Source organism: Sphingomonas sp. (genome assembly GCF_041661885.1).
Classification (GTDB): Bacteria; Pseudomonadota; Alphaproteobacteria; order Sphingomonadales; family Sphingomonadaceae; genus Sphingomonas.
The window spans coordinates 1-22,933 of record NZ_JBAZTL010000004.1 but is presented as its reverse complement, the minus strand read 5'-3'; the positions used below and the strand labels follow the sequence as shown (position 1 = coordinate 22,933).

Below are 22,933 nucleotides of genomic sequence, written 5' to 3'. Positions count from 1 at the left end.
TGGTCTCGAACGAGGGCTTCAGTCGGACGGCGCGGCAGTTGGCAGACCGTGCGGACCGGCATCGATCGTGTCAACACACGACCGCGCACAAGAGTTGCGTGAGACCGTTGCGCTATGCGCCGCCCGTTACAGCGCCCCCAGATCGATCTCGCCGAAACGATCGAGCGTGGCATCTGCGGCCGGCATCGGATATTTCAGGCCGGTCGCGCAATTGAACAGCACGACACGCTCGTCCTCATCCACCTCACCCGTGCGCAGCGCCTCGCGATAGGCGGCGAGCGTCGCGCCGCCTTCCGGGCACAGCAGCAGTCCGTCTTTTTTAGCACAGTCCTCGACCGCCGCCAGGATCGCGGGATCACCGACGCCAAGCGCCTTGCCGCCGCTCTCGCGCACCGCGCGCAAGATCAGGAAATCGCCGACCGCCCGCGGCACGCGGATGCCCGCAGCGACGGTTGCCGCATCCTCCCACCGCTCGGCATGTTCCTCGCCCGCTTCGAAAGCGCGGACGATCGGTGCGCAACCGCTGGCCTGCACCGCATACATGCGCGGCCGCTCCGGGCCGATCCAGCCGAGCTGTTCGAGCTCATCGAACGCCTTCCACATGCCGATCAGACCAGTGCCGCCGCCGGTTGGATAGAAAATCGCGTCGGGTAGCTTCCACCCGAACTGCGCCGCGAGTTCCAGCCCCATCGTCTTCTTGCCCTCGATCCGGTAGGGCTCCTTCAGCGTCGAGAAATCGAACCAGCGCCCTTCCGCCGCGCCACGTCCGACAATCGCGCCGCAATCATCGATCAGGCCGTTGACGCGATAGACGCGCGCGCCCTGCTGCGCGATTTCGCGCACGTTGATCTCGGGCGTATCATCCGGGCAGAACACGATCGTCTCGATCCCGCAGCGCGTGGCATAGGCTGCCAGCGCCGCCCCGGCATTGCCGTTGGTCGGCATCGCGATGCGGGTGACGCCAAGCTCCTTGGCCATCGCCACCGCCATTACCAACCCGCGCGCCTTGAACGATCCGGTCGGCAAGCGCCCCTCGTCCTTCACCAGCACATTGGGGCTACCCGACGAACGCGGGATCGCGACCAGTGGCGTCTCGATCTCGCCCAGGCTGACGATGTTACCGGTATTCCGCACCGGCAGCAGCTCGCGCCAGCGCCACAGGTCGGTCGGACGTGCGGCGAGCATCGCCTTGGGGATCGCGGCTTTCACCGCATCCAGATCATAACGCACCAGCAACGGTCGCCCGACACGCGAGAGGCCGTGGAGCTGATCCGCTTCATAGCGCTCGCCCGTCATCGAACATTCGAGATGCGTAACAAAGGTCGCGCGATCGGCGGTGAGGTTGGCGTTAATCGGCATGTTCAAATCCTGCTTATTGTCAGGGCTCGCCACAGCGCTCCAAAGAGCGCCGCGCTCAGAATTTGCTAAAGGCGCCGCCGACGCAAGGTCGCCGCCCGATCCGCAGGTTCAGCCCGCAGCCTTCGCCACGCCCACCAAAGCCGGCCGCAACAGGCGGTCCTTGATCATATAGCCCGACTGCATTTCCTGCACGACCGTGCCGACCGGCTGATCGCTCGGCACTTCGAACATCGCCTGGTGGAAATTGGGGTCGAGCTTCTCGCCAATCGTCGTCATCTTCTTGATGCCGTGGCGCTGGAACACCGCTTCCAGTTCGCGACCCGTCGCATCGAGCCCGGCGACCAAACCCTTCAGCTTTTCGTCATCGCGCAATTCGGCGGGAATCGCGTCGAGGCCACGCGCGAGATTGTCGGCGACCGACAGCAAATCGCGCGCAAAGGCGGTCGCGGCATAAGCGCGGGCGTCGGCAGCTTCCTTCTCGGCGCGGCGGCGCACATTCTGTGCCTCGGCATGGGCGTACAGCACCGCCGATTTCGCTTCGGCCAGCTCGGCCTCCAGCTTGGTGAGGCGATCCTTGGCGTGATCGTACTCGGCGACTTCAGGCGCATCGGTTGCGGTTTCGGCGCGCAGGTCGCTGGTCAGGTCGATCTTTTCGTCTTCGATCATGTCGTCACACTATCCATTTAGCCCATGAGCCGCGCGAGTGTCGCGGCGGTATAATCCACCATGGGCACGACGCGCGCATAGTTCAACCGTGTCGGGCCAATCACCCCGACAACACCGACCACGCGACCATCAAGACCACGGAACGGCTTGGTGATGACAGATGACCCGGAAAGCGAGAATAATTTGTTCTCGGCGCCAATGAAGATGCGCGTCGCGTCGCCCGCACTGGCACTGTCGAGCAAGCGCGCGATTTCCTGCTTGCCCTCCAGATCGTCAAGCAATTCGCGCACGCGTTCCAGATCGGCGGCGGCGGTGGCGTCGATCAGCCGTGCCTGCCCGCGCACGATCAGCACCGGGCGGCGGTCGGCATCCTCGCTCCAGATGGCGAGCCCGCGTTCGATCAGCGTCCGCGCCGCACCATCCAGCGCGGCGCGTTCGTCGGCCATCTCGCGCTCGATCCGCGCCCGCGCCTCGAACAGGGTCAACCCGCCGAGCATGGCACTCATATAATTGCCCGCCTCGACCAACGCCGAAGGAGGTAGCCCCAACGGAATATCGATCACGCGGTTTTCGACCGAGCCATCCTCGCCGACCAGCACCGCCAGCGCCTTGTCGGCGGAGAGCGTAACGAAGGTCATCTGCCGCAGCACCAGCTCACGCTTGGCCACCATCACCATGCCCGCACACGCCGACAGGCCCGACAATGCTGCGGTGGTGGCGGCGATCGCCTGTTCGACCGGTCCTGCCTGTTCGACTTGCCGCTCAATCGCGGCGCGTTCCTCGGCCGAGGGTTCGAGCGCCTGCATCATGCCATCAACGAACAGGCGCAGGCCGCTATCGGTCGGCATCCGCCCCGCGCTGGTATGTGGTGCGGCGAGCAGGCCCAGTTCTTCGAGATCCTGCATCACGTTGCGGATCGACGCGGGCGACAGGTTGAGCCCCGACATCTGCGCGATCGTGCGCGAGCCGATCGGCGCGCCCGTCGCAAGATAACTGTCCACCACCACGCGAAACACATCGCGGGCGCGGTCGTTGAGTTCGGTGATCGGCGCGGAGGACATGCCCGCTATATGGGGCCACAGCGCCCAAGCCTCAACTACTCGTCCCTTTCGCCGCGCGTCACAGTCCACTCCTGTTTGCCCAGTACCGTGTCCGGGACCGGGCGACCCGAGGCATCGCGCGTCGGGCGGTAGTGCAATTTCTCGGTGATGAGGGCACAGGTCGCCGCATCCAGATCAGCATTGCCGCTGCTGTGGGTGATGCGGCACGCGGTAACCCGGCCCGTCACTCCGACATCGAATTCCATGCCAACGGCGCCTGCCACGCCCGCATCGTACAAATCGCGCGGCAAATCCCGATAGCGCAGCTTGCCGGAGATCAACCGCAGCGGGGTTCCGCCGCCACCGCCGTCTCCATCGCCGCCGCTGCCGGAGCCGGTGCCATTGCCCAGACCGCCACTCCCGCTCCCTGGCCCCGCGACCGGTGCCGCCCCCGCCGACGGCGCGTCGCCGGGCCCGGCAACCGACGCCACGATCACAGGCGGCGGCTGTAGCGGGCGGATGACCAGCGGCGGGGCCACCACCTCGGTCGCCTTGGCGGTGAGATTGGGCGGCGAGGCCGCGCCGGCTTTGCGCTTCTGCGCCTGGTGCCGTGCCGGGGCGATGGGCGGCTTTGGCGGCGGGGGCGCAGGCGGTGCCATGACGAAGGCCTTCAAATTCTCGATCACCCCGGTGCGCACATCGACCGACAATCCTGTCACCAGGCCATAGCCGATCGCGACAACCATCAACGCGGCACCGCACGCGCCCACGATGCGGTCCTGGGTTGGGGGATGATAGGCTGTCATTGTGGCGGCGCAGTTCCGTGATGGGGTCACCCCAGATAGGGGTGACAGTGCAGAAAGGCACGAGTACGGCAAGCCGACCATTTTCAGGAGACTCCCGATGCGCCCCAGCGGCCGTACCCCCGACCAGATGCGCGCGATCACCATCACGCCCAACTTCACGCGCCATGCCGAAGGATCGGTGCTGATCGGCTTCGGTGACACCAAGGTGCTGGTCACCGCCTCGATCGAGGAAAAGGTGCCGCCGTTCCTGCGCGGCAGGGGCGAAGGCTGGGTCACCGCCGAATATGGCATGCTCCCGCGCGCCACCCACACGCGGGGCAGCCGCGAAGCCGCCAAGGGCAAGCAATCCGGCCGCACGCAGGAAATCCAGCGGCTGATCGGCCGGAGCTTGCGCGCCGTCACCGATTTGAAGCTGCTCGGCGAGCGCCAGATCGTGCTCGATTGCGACGTGATCCAGGCCGATGGCGGCACCCGCACCGCCTCAATCTCGGGCGCATGGGTCGCGCTGCGCCTCGCCATTGATGGCCTGCTCGCCACCGGCAAGCTCACCGCCGATCCGCTGACCCAGAAGGTCGCGGCAATTTCGTGCGGCATCTACAAGGGCACCCCCGTGCTCGACCTCGATTATGACGAGGATTCGAACGCCGACGCCGACGCCAATTTCGTCCTGCTCGAAAACGGCAACATCGCCGAAGTGCAGGCGACCGCCGAAGGCGCGACCTATGACGAGGAAGCGCTGCTGCGCTTGCTCCGCCTCGCGCGCATGGGCTGCACCGACATCTTCGCGGCGCAAGCCAAGGCCGTCGCAAAATGACCGAGGCCGTGCCGCCGCAAGCGATCCGCAAGCTCGCCCCCGGCAAGCTCGTCATCGCCAGCCACAATGCCGGCAAGGTGCGCGAGATCAACGCGCTCCTCACCCCTTATGGCATCGAAGCGATCTCGGCGGCCGACCTCGATTTGCCCGAACCCGAGGAGACCGGCACCACCTTCGTCGCCAATGCCGAATTGAAGGCGTTGCAGGCGGCGGATCTGTCGGGCCTCCCCGCGCTCGCCGACGATAGCGGCCTGTGCGTCGATGCGCTGGGCGGCGATCCCGGCGTCTACACCGCCAATTGGGCCGAGACGCCCAATGGCCGCGACTGGACACTGGCGATGACCAAGGTCGAGCAGGCGCTCGCCGCCAAGGGCCCCGATGCCAGCCGCGACGCGCATTTCGTCTGCGTCCTCGCGCTCGCCTGGCCCAACGGCCATGTTCAGTGGTTTGAGGGCCGCGCCGACGGCACGCTCACGTGGCCGCCACGCGGCGCAGTCGGTTTTGGCTATGACCCGGTGTTCGTGCCAACCGGCAGCGATCTGACCTATGCCGAGATGGACCCGACGCAGAAACACGCGATCAGCCACCGCGCGGCGGCGTTTGCGCAGATGATGGCGGCGGTGCTCTAAAGCACGCCGCCGGTATGACCCACCCCCAATCCCCTCCGCTCGCGCTGTATGTCCATTGGCCGTTCTGCGTCTCGAAATGTCCCTATTGCGACTTTAACAGCCATGTCCGCGACAGCGTCGATCAGGCGGCCTGGCGTGACGCGCTGCTCGCCGATCTAGCCTATGAAGCGCAAGCGTTGCCGGGGCGGCGGCTCGGCTCGATCTTCTTCGGCGGGGGCACGCCTTCGCTGATGCCACCCGAGACGGTGGCGGCGGTAATCGAAGCGGCAACAACGCATTGGTCCGCCGAAGCCGATATCGAAATCACGCTGGAGGCCAACCCATCCTCGGTCGAGGCGGCGCGCTTTGCGGACATCGCGCACGCCGGCGTCAACCGCGTGTCGCTCGGCCTGCAGGCGCTCGATGATAGCGCGCTCGCCTTTCTCGGTCGCGCGCATGATGTGACCGAGGGCCTCGCCGCGCTCGACACCGCGCAGGCCGCCTTCGCCCGCGTCAGCTTCGATCTGATCTATGCCCGCCCCGGCCAGACGCTCGCCGCCTGGGAGGGCGAACTGGCGCGCGCGCTGACGTTCGGCACAGAGCATCTCTCGCTTTATCAATTGACGATCGAGCCCGGCACGCGCTTCGCGACCGAGGCGGCGGCGGGGCGGATCGTGATTCCCGATGGCGATTCCGCCGCCGATCTGTTCGAGGCGACGCGCGCGATAACAGCCGCGGCGGGGCTACCCGCTTATGAAATTTCCAACCATGCGCGGCTGGGCGCGGAGAGCCGCCACAACCTCGTTTATTGGCGCTATCGCGATTATGCCGGGGTCGGCCCCGGCGCACACGGCAGGCGGGGCGGGCTGGCGACTGCGCGCCACAAAAAGCCCGAAAACTGGATCGGCGCGGTCGTCCGCAACGGCCACGGCGCGCAAATCGAGGAACCGCTCGCCCCAAATGCCCGCGCGACCGAGGCGTTGCTGATGGGCTTGCGGCTGCGCGAGGGCGTCGATCTTGGGCGGATCGCGCGCTTGGGGGAAACAACGCCAACCGCGCTCATCGACCAAACCGCCGCAGCGCGCCTCGAACAACAAGGCCTGATCGCGCGCAATGGCGATCATCTCGGCGTCACCGAAGCGGGGATGCTGCTGCTCGACGCCATCCTGCCGCTGATCGTGCGGGGGTAAAGCAAGAAATCACTTCCCCGGCGAAGGCCGGGGCCCAGTTGCAAGGCGATCCTTGGGAGAGCACAACGCGCTCTTACCTTGGCCCTCAGGACTGGGCCCCGGCCTCCGCCGGGGAAGTGGTCTTCTAAAGCCGCCTCAGGCGATGATCTTGTCCAACGCCGTACAGAACGCCTTCATTTCCGCCGCCGAGCCGACCGTGACGCGGCTGACCGTCGGCCAGATCGGCCAGGACCGCCCGATCTCGACGCTTTCCTTGCGGAACGCCGCCTGCATCTCGCTGGCTTTCTTGGTCTTCCAGTCGATCATGAACATGTTGGCGTTGGTCGGCTTGACGTCGATCCGCTTGGCCTTGAGGTGATCGAGCGTCAGACCGCGCGCGGTCTGCATCTCGGCGCGGCGCGCGGCGATCAAGGGTGCCGCAGTCAGGCTGGCGGTCGCACATGCAATGCTGGTGACGGGCAACGCCCCCGACTGCATCCCGCCATCATAGCGCATCATCTTGGCGATGTTCTTGGGGTTGGTGATGATATAGCCCATGCGCAGCCCCGCCATGCCAAACAGCTTGGAGAAGGTCCGCATCACGATCACATCGTCATGCTTAACCGCCAGATACGACGCGACCGGAACACCCGCAAAATGCGTATAGGCCTCGTCGATCAGCACCATCGATCCGGCAGGCTTGTTGGCGATCAACCATTCGATATCGGCGAGCGGGGTGATCGTCCCCGTCGGGTTGTTGGGCGTGCAGATGTAATATAAACCCGCGTCAGGATTGGCCGCCAGCATCGCCTTCACGTCATGCGCGTAATCCGCCGTCAACGGCACCGCCTTGACCGGCGCGCCAAGCCAGGCAGCGGTGCGCCCGGCGAGTTCGAACGTGGGATCGGCGGTTACCAGGCCCTTGGTCGGCGAACAGAAGGTGACGACCGACCGGCTGAGCGGATCGCTCGACCCCGGCCACGGCGCTACATAGTCATAGGGGACGTTTTCCACCGCCATCACCGCCTTGATGAAATCGCCGCGTTGGTCCTGCGGCGAATAACGGTTGCCCTGCGAAATCATCTTGGCTGCTGCCTGAGCCCCCGGCGCAAACGGCCCGGTCCAGCATTCGTTGGCGCCGATTCGCACCTTGGCAGTTGGTGCCGGATCCGGCACACCGCCCGAAGCCCAGGCCGGTCGACCAATCGACGCCGCAACCGCCCCCACGCCAAAAACTGCGGCGATTCGCGCCAAATCCCGCCGCGCAAAGCCGCGGCTCAGCAGGTCATCCTGCGATTCTTCATTGAGATAGCTGCTGTGCGTCATCGGATCGGACCCCTGTTTTTACGAAAATCTCCCGTCTCTCCTGCGCAGGCTCCCCGGCCCTTGTGGGGGAGTGTTCCGCAAATTTGACATAAAAGCTACATCCCGAAGTAGAAAAACTTCCTCATTGTTTCAAATGGGTGAGATTGCGCGACATTTATCCCCGCGCACGCAACCATTACGAGCTTTGGAAGCACACCAGCGCGCGCGCCCGTTCGCGTTGACTTTTCCATTCGGGCCGTTAAGGGCACGCACTCTCTCGTCGCGCGTCAGCACGGCGGGACCGTCCGAGACAGTAGGTGACCGGAATTTGCCGGTCTTAATTTCCTGCCGAGACGGGGACAGGATTTTGCCGGAGCGGTTCGCCGCCGCCGGTCTGCCGCCTCTATCAGGGGCGTCGCTCCCATTCCCCATCGCTGGACAACACCGGATGCGCATTTGCGTGCCCGGTTCGTAACCGGCCTTGCCGTTCGCGGTAAGGCCAAAACGTGGAGAATGGCATGGATCGTGCTCAAAAGACCGAGCTCGTCGCCGAGCTGAACCGCACTTTTGCCGAAGTGGGCGTGGTGGTTGTCACCCGTAACCTCGGCATGACTGTGGCGCAGTCGACCAAGCTGCGTAACGCAATGCGTGACGCAGGGGCGACCTACAAGGTCTCGAAGAACAAGCTTGCCAAGATCGCGCTGGACGGCACCGACTATCTCTCGCTGGGCGACATGCTCACCGGGCCGGTCGGTCTCGCCAGCTCCATCGACCCTGTCGCGGCCGCCAAGGTGGTTGTCGACTTCGCCAAGACGACCGACAAGTTCGAGATCGTCGGCGGGGCGATGGGCGCGACCGTCCTCGACGTGGACGGCGTGAAGGCGCTCGCGACTCTGCCGTCGCTGGATGAACTGCGTGCCAAGATCGTTGGCCTTCTGGTTGCACCCGCAACCAAGCTCGCGACCATCACCCAGGCTCCTGCGGCACAGCTCGCCCGCGTTCTCATGGCCTATGCCGAGAAGGACACGGCGGACGCCTGATTTCAGGCCTTCGAGATTACACCCTGAACTGATTTTACTGGAGACTACACATGGCAGACCTCAACGCGCTGGTTGACCAGCTTTCCGCCCTGACCGTTCTCGAAGCGGCTGACCTTTCGAAGCTTCTCGAAGAGAAGTGGGGCGTTTCGGCCGCAGCAGCGGTTGCAGCAGCACCGGCCGCTGGCGGCGGCGCAGCAGCTCCGGCTGCTGAAGAACAGACCGAATTCGACGTCATCCTGACCGGCGACGGCGGCAAGAAGATCAACGTCATCAAGGAAGTCCGCGCGATCACCTCGCTCGGCCTGACCGAAGCCAAGACGCTGGTCGAATCCGCTCCGAAGGCGATCAAGGAAGGCGTGTCGAAGGACGAAGCCACCAAGATCAAGGCCCAGCTCGAAGCAGCCGGCGCAACCGTCGAAATCAAGTAAGCCGCAGCGGGAGCACGCGCAGCGCAGGCTGCGCGCACCTCCCGCAAGGCCGGCCGACAGCCCTTGGGCTGTTCGACGTCATGGGCTTCGCCCATGACCGGCCCGCGACACAGAAAGGGGCGGCACCATAGGGTGCCGCCCTTTTTTTTCCATCAGCGGGCGCCAGATCTTCCTCCCCTCCCTGAAAGGGAGGGGACCGAGGGGTGGGTCGGCCGATGGTGGGAGCGTCCGTTCGACAACAGGCCAACCCACCCCCAACCCCTCCCTTCCAGGGAGGGGAGGAAGACCAAGGCTGTTAGCGCACTGCGCCAACCGTGCCCGCCTGTGCGCTAACAACGGGGTGCGCATCCCCAATCCCAAGATCAACCCCCTGCTTCGCCGCAGCGCGCGTTGCAACGGTAAAGCCGCTTGCAACAATTATCGCGCTCAACCAACCGACCAGCACAGAATCCACCACCAGCACCGGCCCCAACAATGACTTGGGTCCGATGATCGCAAGCGCACCCAAAATATAATGCGGGATCATCAACGGCAGGATCGCCACCAGCATAAAAACGAAGCTCCACAACGTCTGCCGCGCCATAATCCCGACCGATCGCCGTGGGTTGATCGCGCCATTGCCGAGCGCTGCCGCGACAAACCACGGATGTAAAAGCACAGCGAGGACCTGCAGCACGATAAACTCCACCAGCAGCAGCCACCCATCGCGTGGAAGGACGAATAACTGCAGCGCCGCAGAGGCCAGTTGCACGACCAGCACCACCGCGAACAATCGCACGGCGGGCATCTCCAGGCGGGCGGCGCGCATCGGATCGCGCCACGCTAAGAACCGCACGATCCAATAGGTCGGCACGGTCAGCGCCGCGACCTTGAGCATTCCGAACCCCATGCGCCAAGGATCATGCTCCAGCGCTTTCGCAGCAGCGACACTCGCATAGAGACCAATCTTCACCTCGATGATGTGCTGCAGGATTTCGAACACCACCGGGACCATCGTCAGCAACGGGCAGGCGATCATGAAGGCGATGCTGCCGCGATAGGTCTCTTTAAACGCTTTCCAGAACGTCATGCGTCCCCCTCCTCCTCAAACCGCAAAATGTCCCCCGGCTGGCATTCCAGCGCGGCACAAATCGCTTCCAATGTCGAAAAACGGATCGCGCGCGCCTTGCCGGTCTTCAAAATCGACAGATTGACCACACTGATGTCGACCGCCGCCGCCAATTCGGTCAGCGTCATGCGGCGCGCGTGGAGCACGTCGTCCAATGTCACCACCACCGGCATCAGACCGTCGCCGCCAGCTCATCACGCATCTCCGCGCCGCGCGCGAACACCTGCGCCAGCACGAACAACAGCAACACCGCAATCCACCCGCCAAACGCGGGCGACCAGCTCACGAACTGCACGTGCAACGCGGCGAACCACGCCGTCATCGCGCCCTGCACGAGATCAAGCCCCTGCAACGCCAGCATCGCCCAGGCGATCGCGCGTAGCCGCCCCGCGTTGGCGGTGGTGAACGGATCACCACGCCGCACCGTCGCCAGAATCGCCAGCAATTGCGTAAAGATGCGGTGCAGCACCGCCCCCGCGACGACGCCCCACACCATCACCATCCGTAGCGCGAGCATGGCCCCCCGAACGTTCAGCGCCGGCCCATATTTGCGCACCAGCCGTGCGACGATCCAGCCGTCCACCGGAAACGACAGCAGAATCGCCGCAACAAAACCGACGATGCACACCAGATTGACCAGCAGGAACACCCGCACGGTGACGCGCGACGCGCTCAAGATTCGATCATGGCCACCCATCGCCATCTCCTTTACGATTATCGATATGGCATTTATCGATAATCGTAAAGTGTCAGCGTATCTCCGCGATCAGATAGGGCAGAGCGGCAACGGTATCGTACATGCGCGGCGGCGCATCGAGGCGGAACGGCTGTGGCTTTGCCTCGGCCCCGCGATCGATACCAATGACGAAAGAGCGCGCGGTCTGGCCGCTGCCACCGGCCCAATCATAAGTAAGGTTGACGATCAGCACCGGCACGAACAGCACTTTGCCCGCCGCGTGCATCACCTCCAGCGCCTCCTTCGGGTGCATCGCCATGCCGCTCAGTTCGATTGCGCCGCCGGGCGGCAATTCGAAAGGCGCGGTGAGCGGCTGGGCAATCGGCGCGGAAAACAACGCGGCAATCGTCGCGTCCTGTTGCTGCCCGGCGCTCAGCAAACGTACGTCGAGCCGGATCCCTGTCGCCGCCGCATCCCCTACATTGCGCGCGACAATCGCATAATCGACCGCCGCGCTCAGCACATTGGTGCCCGCACGTTTCACGATCAGCGCGAAATCGAGCAGCGCACGCGCATCTGCCGGGACTGCGGGTTCGAGCGCGGGCGCGGCGGGCGGCTGGGGCGCAACCGGTGTTGGGGTTGAGGTTGGGGTCGGCGTGGGCGTGGGCGTGGGCGTGGGCGTGGATGTCGGCATCGCCGGTGGTGCTGGCGACCTGCCTCCAGCGCCTTCGTCGGGACCGAGCAGGAAAATCTCGTGGTCACGATCGTGACGCCCATCGCCACGGTTGAAGGACCGGCGTCGCCACCACCACCATCCACCGAGCATCGCCAGCACCAACGCCGCAGCGGCTCCGCCCAGCAAAAGGGTCCTCGGCGGGCCCGCCGATTGCGTCGGTAGTTCAACAGGCAAGCGCGCAGGCTGTAACGGTGTCATCGCCGGAACCGGTGTTGGCGTCGGGCTAAGGGCAACAATCGGCGCGGGGGTCGAGGTGGGAATCGGCGCAGGTGTCGATATCGGCGTCGGCGACCACGATGGCACCGGGGCCGGGACGGCAACCGGCACGCGTGTTGGGGCCTCAATCGCAGCCCGCGCCGGGAGACGACGCGGCGTTGAGGTCGGCACTGGCCTAGGCACCGCACTGGGTCGTGCGGCTGGCGTCGCGCGTACGGTTGGCACCGTGCGCGGCGGCTGCACCGGCTGCGCGCTGGGCCGCGCGGTCGGCGTTTCCCGCCGTGGCAGCGCGCTGATCGTCGGCTCGGGCGACGGCACTGGCCGCCGCGTCGGGCGCGACGACGGCAAGCTGAAATCGTCGAGCCCCGACAGGGGCTTCGAAACGGGCGCATTTTGGGCGAAGGCGGCCGGCAGCACTGCCGCCGACAGTTCCGCAGATGCTGCAAGGAATAAAAAGGCCTTCACACGCATGGGCATAGCGACGAATCACGCCTCTCCAAGGTCAAATCTACGAAGACACGTTAAAATACACCGTACGCGCCAGAAATTTCGTTACAACATCGAAACAATTTGCGGAAGTCATCTGCATGTGCTCTCATTCTCGCGCGACGATGCTTGCGCCACGCGCGCAGTCTGATGGAAAGAAATCCCATTATGCGCCTGATCCGACTGTTTTACATGAGAGATCCCGACATACTCCGCAGCGTCGCTGGCGTCCAGGAGCCATGGCCCCAGGTGCTGTCGGGTGCGGTGCACGATCCAAACGTCCACCAACGGCAATGGGGCGATCCCAAGACCGTGCCCAACACCAACCTGTCGGAGAGCCCGTCGGCGGTCGTACTGGGCACCTTCATCTACGTTTTCCACAAGGCGCGAGGCCGCAATTCCGGGCTCTGGTATAATCGTTCAAATGGCGTGGACTGGTGGGGCGACACCCAGATCAGCGGCATTGGGCTGACGGGATCACCCAGCGCGGTAGTCTTCCAAAACCAGATTCACGTCTTCTATCAAGGCCAGGGCGCGAGCGGAAAACTCTATCATTCGGTGTTCAGGTCGAAGGACGCGACCGACGCCACGAACCCGACCGGCGAGCTCGAAATGGTCGGGAGCGAGGAGGAGATCGACAATGTCGGAATCAGCAACTCCCCAGGAGCGATCGTTTATAATGGAAACATATGGGTCTTTCACCACGGACAGAACAACAATAACGAACTTTGGTACTCTGTCTACGGCGCCAGCGGATCTTCGTGGAGTTCCGATATAAAAGTTGACGGATGTTCTATTTCTTCATCACCACGCCCCGTGATTTATGACGGATCCCTTTACGTCTATTATCTTGTCGACACCGCTTATCCAGATCCGCTGCGGATCGACTATATGAATTTTTTTGAGAGCGAGTGGTCGGGGCCCACCACGGTTTCCGTTACCCCAACCGTCGCGTGCGAGCCGACTGTTATTGAAAAGGACGGACAAGTTTACCTTTTCTATTTTGGCGGCCCCGCAAACACCGATCTTTGGTATAACGTTCTGTACAGCAACGACAATATTAATAGGCCGGTCGATGGCATCCGACTCATGAACAGCCCTTGCGCCGTCTTGTTTCCCGCAGAATAAACCCGCCCCTTCGGGGAGGCGACAAGCCACACTGCAAATATCCCGGCGGCGGCTTTGCCCATTGCAATGATGGCGCGATGCTGGGGCTTTCCCGCTTCAACCACCGGACGCGCACGGTGTTCCCGTACGCTCGCGGTTTGACAGTGCCCGCCCCCCTCCCTATATGGCGCGTTCCACTGCAATTTTCGGGAAATGATGTGCCGTCGCGCAGCGCATCGATCGTATTGGAGATTGTAGTATCTAGAGACGCTTACAAGCTGCTGTCATCCGATGAGGAGGACATGCGGCTTTTTGCGTCTTTGGAGCGTGCCCGCCCGGTGGATTCCGGGCCAGATTATACAGCTTGAGGGCAGACATCTCCATGGCGACCAAAGCAATCGACGGCAGCACCCCCACGCGGCGCGCCGAAAGCGGCACGGCCAAGCGCCGCATCCGCAAGGTTTTCGGCAACATCCACGAAGTGGTGCAGATGCCGAACCTGATCGAGGTTCAGCGCGAATCCTACGAACAGTTCCTGCGCTCCGATCCGTCGATCGGATATGTCTCCGGTCTCGAAAAGACGCTGCGCTCGGTCTTCCCGATCCGCGATTTCGCCGGCACCGCCGAGCTCGACTTCGTGAACTATGAGCTTGAGCCGCCCAAGTTCGACACCGACGAATGCCGCCAGCGCGGCATCACCTATGCGGCGCCGATGCGCGTCACGCTGCGCCTGATCGTGTTCGAGGTGGATGCCGACACCGATTCGCGCTCGGTCCTCGATATCAAGGAGCAGGACGTCTACATGGGCGACATGCCCCTGATGACGGGCAACGGCACCTTCATCATCAACGGCACCGAACGCGTCATCGTGTCGCAGATGCACCGCTCGCCGGGCGTGCTGTTCGATCATGATCGCGGCAAGACCCACGCGTCGGGCAAGTACCTCTTCGCCGCGCGCGTCATTCCGTATCGCGGTTCGTGGCTCGATTTCGAATTCGACGCCAAGGACATCGTCAACGTCCGCATCGACCGCAAGCGCAAGCTGCCGGTCACGGCGCTGCTGTACGCGCTCGGCATGACCGGTGAGGAAATCCTCAACCACTTCTACAACCGCGTGACCTTCGTCCGTGGCCAGGGTGGCTGGATCATCCCGTTCCAGGCCGAGAACTGGCGTGGCCAGAAGCCGATGTACGACATTATCGACGCCAAGACCGGCGAGATCGTGTTCGCCAACGGCCAGAAGATCAGCCCGCGCGCCGCCAACAAGGCAGCCAAGGACGGCCTGACCGACCTGCTGATCCCTACGGAAGAAATCTTCGGCCGCTATTCGGCTTATGATCTCATCAACGACAATACCGGCCAAATCTATATCGAGGCGGGCGACGAAGTGTCGGCCGAAAACCTCGAATTGCTCGACCAGGCCGGCATCGACCGCATCGAACTGCTCGACATCGATCACGTCGCCACCGGCGCGTGGATCCGCAACACGCTGAAGGTCGACAAGGCCGAAGAGCGCGAGCAGGCGCTGTCGGACATCTACCGCGTTATGCGCCCCGGCGAGCCGCCAACGCTCGAAACCGCAGAGTCGCTGTTCTCGGGCCTGTTCTTCGATCCCGACCGCTACGACCTGTCGGCGGTGGGTCGCGTCAAGCTCAACATGCGTCTCGACCTCGATGCCGAGGACACGGTCACCACGCTGCGCACCGAGGACATTCTCGCCGTCATCAAGACGTTGGTCGATCTGAAGGATGGCAAGGGCGACATCGACGATATCGACAACCTCGGTAACCGTCGTGTCCGCTCGGTCGGCGAGTTGCTCGAGAACCAGTACCGTGTTGGGCTCCTCCGCATGGAGCGCGCCGTGAAGGAGCGCATGTCGTCGGTCGACGTGTCGACGGTGATGCCGAACGACCTGATCAACGCCAAGCCTGCGGTTGCCGCAGTCCGCGAATTCTTCGGCTCGTCGCAGCTTTCGCAGTTCATGGATCAGACCAACCCGCTGTCGGAAGTCACCCACAAGCGCCGCGTGTCGGCGCTTGGACCGGGCGGTCTGACGCGTGAGCGCGCCGGCTTCGAAGTCCGCGACGTTCACCCGACGCATTATGGCCGCATCTGCCCGATCGAAACGCCGGAAGGCCCGAACATCGGTCTTATCAACAGCCTCGCGTCGTTCAGCCGCGTCAACAAGTACGGCTTCATCGAAACGCCATACCGCAAGGTCATCGATCACAAGGTGACCGACGACGTCGTGTACCTGTCGGCGATGGAAGAGGCCAAGCACACGATCGCGCAGGCCAACGCCGAACTGAACGCCGACAAGGGCTTTGTCGAAGAACTCGTCTCGTCGCGTCAGGCGGGCGAATTCCTGATGGCGATCCCCAACAACATCACGCTGATGGACGTCAGCCCCAAGCAGCTCGTCTCGGTCGCGGCATCGCTCATTCCGTTCCTGGAAAACGATGACGCCAACCGCGCACTGATGGGCTCGAACATGCAGCGTCAGGCTGTGCCGCTGGTCCAGGCCGAGGCACCGTTCGTCGGCACCGGCATGGAAGAGACCGTTGCGCGCGATTCAGGCGCTGCGATCTCGGCCAAGCGCGCTGGCATCGTCGACCAGGTCGATGCGTCGCGTATCGTCATCCGCGCAACGGGTGATGTCGAAGCCGGCCAGTCGGGCGTCGACATCTACACGCTGATGAAGTTCCAGCGTTCGAACCAGAACACCTGCATCAACCAGCGTCCGCTGGTGAAGGTGGGCGACGTGATCACCGCTGGCGACGTCATCGCCGATGGCCCGTCGACCGAGTTCGGTGAGCTGGCGCTGGGCCGCAACGCGCTCGTCGCGTTTATGCCGTGGAACGGCTACAATTATGAGGATTCGATCCTCATTTCCGAGCGTATCGTGAAGGACGACGTCTTTACCTCGATCCATATCGAGGAATTCGAAGTCATGGCGCGTGACACCAAGCTCGGGCCGGAAGACATCACGCGCGATATCCCGAACGTCGGCGAGGAAGCGCTGCGCAACCTCGACGAAGCGGGCATCGTGTACATCGGTGCCGAGGTCGAACCGGGCGATATTCTCGCGGGCAAGATCACGCCGAAGGGCGAAAGCCCGATGACGCCAGAAGAAAAGCTCCTCCGCGCCATCTTCGGTGAAAAGGCGTCGGACGTGCGCGATACCTCGCTCCGCCTGCCGCCGGGCGTTGCTGGCACCGTCGTCGAGGTCCGCGTGTTCAACCGCCACGGCATCGACAAGGATGAGCGCGCGATGGCGATCGAGCGCGAGGAAATCGAGCGCCTCAAGAAGGACAGCGACGACGAGCGCACGATCCTCAACCGTGCGACCTGGTCGCGCCTCAAGGACATGCTGCTCGGCCAGACCGCGACCGCCGTTCCCAAGAACGGCCCGAAAAAGGGCGTGGTCATCGACGAGGACGTGCTCGACCAAGTCGATCGTCACGAATGGTGGAAGTTCGCCGTTGCCGACGACAAGGTCCAGAGCGATCTGGAAGCGGTCAAGGCGCAGTATGACGATGCCGCCAAGCTGATCCTCGACAAGTTCCACGATCGTCGCGACAAGCTCGAGCGTGGGGACGAACTGCCGCCAGGCGTGCTCAAGATGGTCAAGGTGTTCGTCGCGGTGAAGCGCAAGCTGCAGCCGGGCGACAAGATGGCCGGCCGTCACGGCAATAAGGGCGTCATCTCGCGCATCCTGCCGGCCGAGGACATGCCGTTCCTCGCCGACGGGACGCCGGTCGATCTCGTGCTCAACCCGCTGGGCGTGCCGAGCCGCATGAACGTCGGGCAGATCTTCGAAACGCATCTCGGCTGGGCCGCCCGTAATCTCGGGCAGCAAGTCCATCGTGCGCTGGAAGATTGGCGCGAAGCCAACCCCGATGCGAAGGCTGGCGACATGCCCGACGCGGTCAAGGCGCGGCTGCTCGAAGTGTATGGCGAGCATTACGCCGCCGACATCGAGGCACGCGATGCCGAGCAGATCATCGAGCTGACCGAAAACCTGAAGACCGGCATCCCGATGGGAACGCCCGTGTTCGACGGTGCCCGCGAAGCCGACGTTTCGGCGATGCTGGAACTGGCCGGGCTCGACACCTCGGGTCAGTCGGATCTGTATGACGGTCGCACCGGCGACAAGTTCGACCGCAAGGTGACCGTGGGCATCATCTACATGCTCAAGCTGCACCATCTGGTCGACGACAAGATCCACGCCCGGTCGATCGGGCCGTACTCGCTCGTCACGCAGCAGCCGCTGGGTGGTAAGGCGCAGTTCGGTGGTCAGCGCTTCGGTGAAATGGAGGTCTGGGCGCTTCAAGCTTATGGTGCTGCGTACACCTTGCAGGAAATGCTCACGGTCAAGTCCGATGACGTCGTCGGGCGCACCAAGGTCTATGAGGCGATCGTCAAGGGTGACGACACGTTCGAGGCCGGCATTCCGGAGAGCTTCAACGTGCTCGTCAAGGAAATGCGCTCGCTGGGTCTGAACATCGAACTGACCACGACCGAGCATTTCGACAGCGACGGCGTCGCGATCGCGGCGGAGTGATTGCGTGGAGGGCGTAGAGAATGAACAGCAAAGTTGCTCTTTGTATCTACGCCCTCGCGGCTTTCATTGCTGTGTTCCGATTGTTCCGCTGGTGGATGATCGGAGAGACACCGAAGGAAGCTCACTACCGGCCTTGGTATAGCTGGCGTCGATATTGGTGGTTCAGAGGACCTAACCGGTAAGACCCGCGCAGCGGCTTTGAATTTCTCCCTAGAAGGGAATTGAGAATGAACGAACTCACAAACTTCGCGAACCCGGTCATCAAGGCCGAGACCTTCGACCAGATCCAAATCGGCATTGCCTCCCCGGACAAGATCCGCTCGTGGTCGTTCGGTGAGATCAAGAAGCCGGAAACCATCAACTATCGCACGTTCAAGCCCGAGCGTGACGGCCTGTTCTGCGCGCGCATCTTCGGTCCGATCAAGGATTACGAATGCCTGTGCGGCAAGTACAAGCGCATGAAGTATAAGGGCATCGTCTGCGAAAAATGCGGCGTTGAAGTCACCGTCTCGAAGGTCCGCCGTGAGCGCATGGGCCATATCGAGCTCGCCGCCCCCGTCGCGCACATCTGGTTCCTGAAGTCACTGCCGTCGCGCATCGGCCTGTTGCTCGACATGCAGCTCAAGCAGCTTGAGCGCGTGCTGTATTTCGAGGCGTATATCGTGATCGAGCCGGGCATCACCCCGCTCGAAAAATATCAGTTGATGACCGAGGACGAGCTCCTCGACGCGCAGGATGAGTATGGCGAGGACGCCTTCTCGGCCGGCATCGGTGCAGAAGCCGTGCGCATCATGCTGCAGGACCTCGATCTCGAGGGCGAGCGCAAGGAGCTGCTCGAAGAACTCGCGGTCACCAAGTCCGAGCTGAAGCCCAAGAAGATCATCAAGCGTTTGAAGGTCGTCGAGAGCTTCATCGATTCGGGCAACCGCCCGGAATGGATGATCCTCGAAGTCGTGCCGGTCATTCCGCCCGAACTGCGCCCGCTGGTGCCGCTCGACGGTGGCCGCTTCGCGACCTCGGATCTGAACGATCTGTATCGCCGCGTCATCAACCGCAACAACCGCTTGAAGCGCCTGATGGAACTGCGCGCGCCGGACATCATCGTCCGCAACGAAAAGCGCATGTTGCAGGAAGCCGTCGACGCGCTGTTCGACAACGGTCGCCGTGGGCGCACGATCACGGGCGCCAACAAGCGTCCGCTCAAGTCGCTGTCCGACATGCTCAAGGGCAAGCAGGGCCGCTTCCGCCAGAACCTGCTCGGCAAGCGCGTCGATTATTCGGGCCGTTCGGTCATCGTGACCGGTCCGGAACTCAAGCTGCACCAGTGCGGCCTGCCGAAGAAGATGGCGCTCGAGCTGTTCAAGCCGTTCATCTACGCCCGTCTCGACGCCAAGGGTCTCTCGATGACCCTCAAGCAGGCGAAGAAGTGGGTCGAGAAGGAGCGCAAGGAAGTCTGGGACATCCTGGACGAGGTGATCCGCGAGCATCCCGTGATGCTCAACCGCGCCCCGACGCTCCACCGTCTCGGCATCCAGGCGTTTGAGCCGGTGCTGATCGAGGGCAAGGCGATCCAGCTTCACCCGCTGGTCTGCTCGGCCTTCAACGCCGATTTCGACGGTGACCAGATGGCGGTCCACGTGCCGCTCTCGCTGGAAGCCCAGCTCGAAGCGCGCGTGCTGATGATGTCGACCAACAACATCCTGTCGCCAGCGAACGGCAAGCCGATCATCGTGCCGTCGCAGGACATGGTGCTGGGTCTGTATTATCTGTCGATGCTCAAGGAAGGCGAGCCCGGCGAAGGCATGATGATCTCCGACATGCAGGAGGTTCATCACGCGCTCGAGGCTGGCGCGGTGACGCTCCACACCAAGATCATCAGCCGCGTTCCGCAGACCGATGAGCAGGGCAACCAGTATCTCAAGCGCTATGAGACCACGCCTGGTCGCATGTTGCTGGGTGAATGCCTGCCGCAATCGTCCAAGGTGCCGTTCGACACCGTCAACCGCCTGCTGACCAAGAAGGACGTCGGCGACGTGATCGACGAGGTCTATCGCCACACCGGCCAGAAGGAGACCGTGCTGTTCGCCGACGCGATCATGTCGCTTGGTTTCCGCCACGCGTTCAAGGCGGGCATCTCGTTCGGCAAGGACGACATGATCATTCCAGACGCCAAGGTCGGGCTCGTCGACGAGACGCGCGGCCTGGTGAAGGACTTCGAGCAGCAATATCAGGACGGCCTGATTACGCAGCAGGAGAAGTACAACAAGGTGATCGACGCCTGGAGCCGTTGCGGTGATCAGGTGGCGAACGCCATGATGGAAGAGATCAAGGCGGTTAAGCGCTATGACGACGGCCCCAATAAGGGCCGCGAAAAGCCGATCAACTCGATCTACATGATGGCCCACTCGGGTGCTCGCGGTTCGCAGGCCCAGATCAAGCAGCTCGCCGGTATGCGCGGCCTGATGGCCAAGCCGTCGGGCGAGATCATCGAAACGCCGATCATCTCGAACTTCAAGGAAGGCCTGACCGTCCTTGAATATTTCAACTCCACCCACGGCGCCCGTAAGGGCCTGGCGGATACGGCGTTGAAGACGGCGAACTCGGGCTACCTCACGCGTCGTCTGGTCGACGTGTCGCAGGATTGCGTCATCATGGAGCTCGATTGCGGCACGACCCGCGCGCTGGAAATGCGGGCGATCGTGCAGGGCGGCTCGACCATCGCGTCGCTCGGCGAGCGCATTCTCGGTCGCACGACTGCGGAAGACATCATCGACAGCAAGACCGGCGAGATCGTTATCCCGTCGGGCACGCTGCTCGACGAGCCGATGGTCGCGAAGATCGAGGCAATCGGCACGCAGAGCTGCAAGATCCGCTCGCCGCTGGTGTGCGAAACCAAGATCGGTGTCTGCGGCAAGTGCTACGGGCGCGATCTTGCTCGCGGTACGCCGGTCAACATCGGTGAAGCCGTCGGCGTCATCGCGGCGCAGTCGATCGGTGAGCCGGGAACGCAGCTCACCATGCGTACCTTCCACATCGGTGGTGCGGCGCAGCTCAACGAACAGTCCAACCTGGAGGCGGTAGCCGACGGCACGATGGAATATCGTGACCTGCGCATCATTACCGACCAGCGTGGCCGTCGCGTGGTGCTCAGCCGTTCGGGTGAAATCGCGATCGTCGATATGGACGGCCGCGAGCGTGCGGTGCACCGCATCCCTTACGGTGCGTATGTGCTGTTCGACGACAAGCACATCGTCTCGAAGGGCGATCGTCTGGCCGAGTGGGACCCGTTCACCATGCCGGTCATCACCGAGAACCCCGGCGTCGTGAAGTATCAGGATCTGATCGAGGGCAAGACGCTCACCGAGCAGGCCGACGAAGCGACCGGCATCTCGCAACGGGTCGTGATCGAGTATCGCGCCAGCGGCAAGACCAAGGAGGATCTCCGTCCGCGCCTGACCCTCACCGGCGAAAGCGCCGAGGAGGCCGGTCGCTACATGCTGGTGCCAGGCGCAACGCTCTCGGTCGAGGATGGGGCGACGGTTTCGGGCGGTGACGTTCTCGCGCGTGTCAGCCGCGAAAGCGCCAAGACGCGTGACATCACCGGCGGTCTGCCGCGCGTTGCCGAGCTGTTCGAAGCGCGCAAGCCCAAGGAAAATGCGATCATCGCCAAGGTCTCGGGCCGTGTCGTGTTCGGCAAGGACTATAAGGCGAAGCGCAAGATCGGCATCCAGCCCGAGGATGGCGGCGAGGTCGTGGAATATCTGGTGCCCAAGTCGAAGGTTATCGACGTGCAGGAAGGCGATTACGTCAAGCGCGGCGACAATTTGATCGGCGGCAGCCCCGATCCGCACGACATTCTCGAAGTGCTCGGCATCGAGCCCTTGGCCGAATATCTCGTGTCGGAAATTCAGGAGGTCTATCGTCTCCAGGGCGTGAAGATCAACGACAAGCACATCGAAACGATCGTTCGTCAGATGCTGCAGAAGGTCGAGATCACCGACGGCGGCGACACCACGCTGCTGGCCGGCGAACAAGTCGATCGCGACGAGATGGACGAGATCAACTCGAAGATCGGCAAGAAGGATCGTCCGGCCCAGGGCAAGCCCGTTCTGCTCGGCATCACCAAGGCGTCGCTGCAAACGCGCAGCTTCATCTCTGCGGCGTCGTTCCAGGAAACCACGCGCGTGCTCACCGAAGCATCGGTGCAGGGCAAGAAGGACACGCTCACGGGCTTGAAGGAGAACGTGATCGTGGGTCGTCTGATCCCGGCTGGCACGGGTGCGGGCATGAACCGCCTGCGCGTTACCGCTTCGTCGCGCGATGCGGCGCTGCGGGTGCAACAACGGCGCATGGCCGAAGTGTCGATCATCGCACCGAACTCGGCCAAGGAAGAGCATGATGCCGAGCTCGCCCGCTCGCCGCGCGATGCGGCTGGCACCGGCGACGATGCGCTGGCAGCGGTAACGCCATCGGGCCACGGCACCGACGCCGATGCGGGCGAGTATCTGAACCAGGAGTGACCCTCCCGGTTCAGGCCGCGCGCCTGATCTGACGAAAAAAGCCGCCGTCCGGGCAACCGGGCGGCGGCTTTCGTTCGTCGGTGCGCCCCGATGCAGGCAGTCCGCCTGCGCCGCTACGCGCTTTTTTCACCCGCCAATTTCTTCAAGGCCAGGTTGATCGTAAGCGGGGTCTGACGGCCACCTTGCACGCCGGGCCTCCGCCGGGATGATTGCCGCTCTTTGAGCGGGGTGGCGGGTGTCGGACGAGATCGAAGATTCAGTGAGCGGTGCAGCGACTACTCATAG

The 22,933-nt window shown here is 63.3% G+C and carries 17 protein-coding genes; 8 read left to right on the top strand and 9 right to left on the bottom strand.

The annotated features are described in order from the left end of the window. Positions 1-126: 126 nt before the first annotated feature. The 4 genes from WC704_RS08910 to WC704_RS08895 form a co-directional block, all read right to left on the bottom strand. The gene (locus WC704_RS08910) at positions 127-1,359 is read right to left on the bottom strand and encodes a threonine synthase (protein WP_372889577.1); all 1,233 of its coding nucleotides are present in this window, start codon (positions 1,357-1,359) and stop codon (positions 127-129) included. 108 nt (positions 1,360-1,467) lie between these two features. Then, positions 1,468-2,025 carry a nucleotide exchange factor GrpE gene (gene grpE / locus WC704_RS08905; RefSeq protein ID WP_372889576.1) on the bottom strand — a complete coding sequence of 186 codons (558 nt, stop codon included), beginning with the start codon at positions 2,023-2,025 and terminating at the stop codon, positions 1,468-1,470. A 17-nt stretch (positions 2,026-2,042) separates the two neighbouring features. Continuing rightward, complete coding sequence (gene hrcA, locus WC704_RS08900) at positions 2,043-3,086, bottom strand: heat-inducible transcriptional repressor HrcA (protein WP_372889575.1); 1,044 nt, start codon at positions 3,084-3,086, stop codon at positions 2,043-2,045. A gap of 35 nt (positions 3,087-3,121) precedes the next feature. Continuing rightward, on the bottom strand, positions 3,122-3,871 hold the full coding sequence (locus WC704_RS08895; protein ID WP_372889574.1) for an energy transducer TonB: 750 nt from the start codon (positions 3,869-3,871) through the stop codon (positions 3,122-3,124). A 97-nt stretch (positions 3,872-3,968) separates the two neighbouring features. Between WC704_RS08895 and rph the strand changes: the two genes are divergently transcribed. Genes rph through hemW form a run of 3 tightly spaced genes read left to right on the top strand, consistent with a single transcriptional unit; the run spans position 3,969 to position 6,483 of the window. Beyond that, complete coding sequence (rph, locus tag WC704_RS08890; RefSeq protein ID WP_372889573.1) at positions 3,969-4,685, top strand: ribonuclease PH; 717 nt, start codon at positions 3,969-3,971, stop codon at positions 4,683-4,685. Continuing rightward, entirely contained in the window at positions 4,682-5,314 is a 633-nt protein-coding gene (gene rdgB / locus WC704_RS08885) for an RdgB/HAM1 family non-canonical purine NTP pyrophosphatase (protein ID WP_372889572.1), read from the top strand. The genes rph and rdgB overlap by 4 nt, the downstream gene beginning before the upstream one ends. 14 nt (positions 5,315-5,328) lie before the next feature. After that, entirely contained in the window at positions 5,329-6,483 is a 1,155-nt protein-coding gene (hemW, locus tag WC704_RS08880) for a radical SAM family heme chaperone HemW (RefSeq protein WP_372889571.1), read from the top strand. A gap of 135 nt (positions 6,484-6,618) precedes the next feature. Here the strand turns inward: hemW and WC704_RS08875 are convergent, their stop codons facing one another. Beyond that, positions 6,619-7,788 carry a pyridoxal phosphate-dependent aminotransferase gene (locus WC704_RS08875; RefSeq protein ID WP_372889570.1) on the bottom strand — a complete coding sequence of 390 codons (1,170 nt, stop codon included), beginning with the start codon at positions 7,786-7,788 and terminating at the stop codon, positions 6,619-6,621. 497 nt (positions 7,789-8,285) lie between these two features. On the opposite strand from WC704_RS08875, the gene rplJ reads away from it, so the two are divergent. Together rplJ and rplL are read left to right on the top strand one after the other, a co-directional pair. Further along, positions 8,286-8,807, top strand: a complete 522-nt coding sequence (gene rplJ / locus WC704_RS08870) for a 50S ribosomal protein L10 (RefSeq protein ID WP_372889569.1) — start codon at positions 8,286-8,288, stop codon at positions 8,805-8,807. A 50-nt stretch (positions 8,808-8,857) separates the two neighbouring features. Next, positions 8,858-9,235 carry a 50S ribosomal protein L7/L12 gene (gene rplL / locus WC704_RS08865; protein ID WP_372889568.1) on the top strand — a complete coding sequence of 126 codons (378 nt, stop codon included), beginning with the start codon at positions 8,858-8,860 and terminating at the stop codon, positions 9,233-9,235. 295 nt (positions 9,236-9,530) lie between these two features. Here rplL and WC704_RS08860 read toward each other — a convergent pair whose 3' ends face one another. The 4 genes from WC704_RS08860 to WC704_RS08845 are packed head-to-tail and all read right to left on the bottom strand — an operon-like array spanning position 9,531 to position 12,436. After that, the gene (locus tag WC704_RS08860) at positions 9,531-10,304 is read right to left on the bottom strand and encodes a hypothetical protein (RefSeq protein ID WP_372889567.1); all 774 of its coding nucleotides are present in this window, start codon (positions 10,302-10,304) and stop codon (positions 9,531-9,533) included. Beyond that, positions 10,301-10,516: a helix-turn-helix domain-containing protein gene (locus tag WC704_RS08855; protein WP_372889566.1), complete on the bottom strand. Its 216-nt coding sequence runs from the start codon at positions 10,514-10,516 to the stop codon at positions 10,301-10,303. Before WC704_RS08855 ends, WC704_RS08860 begins: the two co-directional genes overlap by 4 nt. Continuing rightward, the gene (locus WC704_RS08850; RefSeq protein WP_372889565.1) at positions 10,516-11,040 is read right to left on the bottom strand and encodes a DUF2975 domain-containing protein; all 525 of its coding nucleotides are present in this window, start codon (positions 11,038-11,040) and stop codon (positions 10,516-10,518) included. Before WC704_RS08850 ends, WC704_RS08855 begins: the two co-directional genes overlap by 1 nt. Positions 11,041-11,092: 52 nt before the next feature. Further along, the gene (locus tag WC704_RS08845) at positions 11,093-12,436 is read right to left on the bottom strand and encodes a hypothetical protein (RefSeq protein WP_372889564.1); all 1,344 of its coding nucleotides are present in this window, start codon (positions 12,434-12,436) and stop codon (positions 11,093-11,095) included. Positions 12,437-12,625: 189 nt separating this feature from the next. Here WC704_RS08845 and WC704_RS08840 point away from each other — a divergent pair, with 189 nt between their 5' ends. From WC704_RS08840 to rpoC, 3 genes are all read left to right on the top strand, one after another. Then, on the top strand, positions 12,626-13,585 hold the full coding sequence (locus WC704_RS08840) for a hypothetical protein (protein WP_372889563.1): 960 nt from the start codon (positions 12,626-12,628) through the stop codon (positions 13,583-13,585). 361 nt (positions 13,586-13,946) lie between these two features. Next, a complete protein-coding gene (gene rpoB / locus WC704_RS08835) occupies positions 13,947-18,128 on the top strand; it encodes a DNA-directed RNA polymerase subunit beta (RefSeq protein ID WP_372889562.1) in 4,182 nt (1,393 codons plus the stop codon). A 227-nt stretch (positions 18,129-18,355) separates the two neighbouring features. Next, positions 18,356-22,648, top strand: coding sequence for a DNA-directed RNA polymerase subunit beta' (gene rpoC, locus WC704_RS08830; RefSeq protein WP_372889561.1), 4,293 nt, complete (start codon positions 18,356-18,358; stop codon positions 22,646-22,648). Positions 22,649-22,933 lie beyond the last annotated feature (285 nt).

What these genes read in the sequence shown, in the direction of transcription:
- WC704_RS08910 (WP_372889577.1), bottom strand. Translation starts at nt 1,359, where the DNA reads ATGCCGATTAACGCCAACCTCACCGCCGATCGCGCGACCTTTGTTACG.
- grpE (WP_372889576.1), bottom strand. Translation starts at nt 2,025, where the DNA reads ATGATCGAAGACGAAAAGATCGACCTGACCAGCGACCTGCGCGCCGAA.
- hrcA (WP_372889575.1), bottom strand. Translation starts at nt 3,086, where the DNA reads ATGTCCTCCGCGCCGATCACCGAACTCAACGACCGCGCCCGCGATGTG.
- WC704_RS08895 (WP_372889574.1), bottom strand. Translation starts at nt 3,871, where the DNA reads ATGACAGCCTATCATCCCCCAACCCAGGACCGCATCGTGGGCGCGTGC.
- rph (WP_372889573.1), top strand. Translation starts at nt 3,969, where the DNA reads ATGCGCCCCAGCGGCCGTACCCCCGACCAGATGCGCGCGATCACCATC.
- rdgB (WP_372889572.1), top strand. Translation starts at nt 4,682, where the DNA reads ATGACCGAGGCCGTGCCGCCGCAAGCGATCCGCAAGCTCGCCCCCGGC.
- hemW (WP_372889571.1), top strand. Translation starts at nt 5,329, where the DNA reads ATGACCCACCCCCAATCCCCTCCGCTCGCGCTGTATGTCCATTGGCCG.
- WC704_RS08875 (WP_372889570.1), bottom strand. Translation starts at nt 7,788, where the DNA reads ATGACGCACAGCAGCTATCTCAATGAAGAATCGCAGGATGACCTGCTG.
- rplJ (WP_372889569.1), top strand. Translation starts at nt 8,286, where the DNA reads ATGGATCGTGCTCAAAAGACCGAGCTCGTCGCCGAGCTGAACCGCACT.
- rplL (WP_372889568.1), top strand. Translation starts at nt 8,858, where the DNA reads ATGGCAGACCTCAACGCGCTGGTTGACCAGCTTTCCGCCCTGACCGTT.
- WC704_RS08860 (WP_372889567.1), bottom strand. Translation starts at nt 10,304, where the DNA reads ATGACGTTCTGGAAAGCGTTTAAAGAGACCTATCGCGGCAGCATCGCC.
- WC704_RS08855 (WP_372889566.1), bottom strand. Translation starts at nt 10,516, where the DNA reads ATGCCGGTGGTGGTGACATTGGACGACGTGCTCCACGCGCGCCGCATG.
- WC704_RS08850 (WP_372889565.1), bottom strand. Translation starts at nt 11,040, where the DNA reads ATGGGTGGCCATGATCGAATCTTGAGCGCGTCGCGCGTCACCGTGCGG.
- WC704_RS08840 (WP_372889563.1), top strand. Translation starts at nt 12,626, where the DNA reads ATGCGCCTGATCCGACTGTTTTACATGAGAGATCCCGACATACTCCGC.
- rpoB (WP_372889562.1), top strand. Translation starts at nt 13,947, where the DNA reads ATGGCGACCAAAGCAATCGACGGCAGCACCCCCACGCGGCGCGCCGAA.
- rpoC (WP_372889561.1), top strand. Translation starts at nt 18,356, where the DNA reads ATGAACGAACTCACAAACTTCGCGAACCCGGTCATCAAGGCCGAGACC.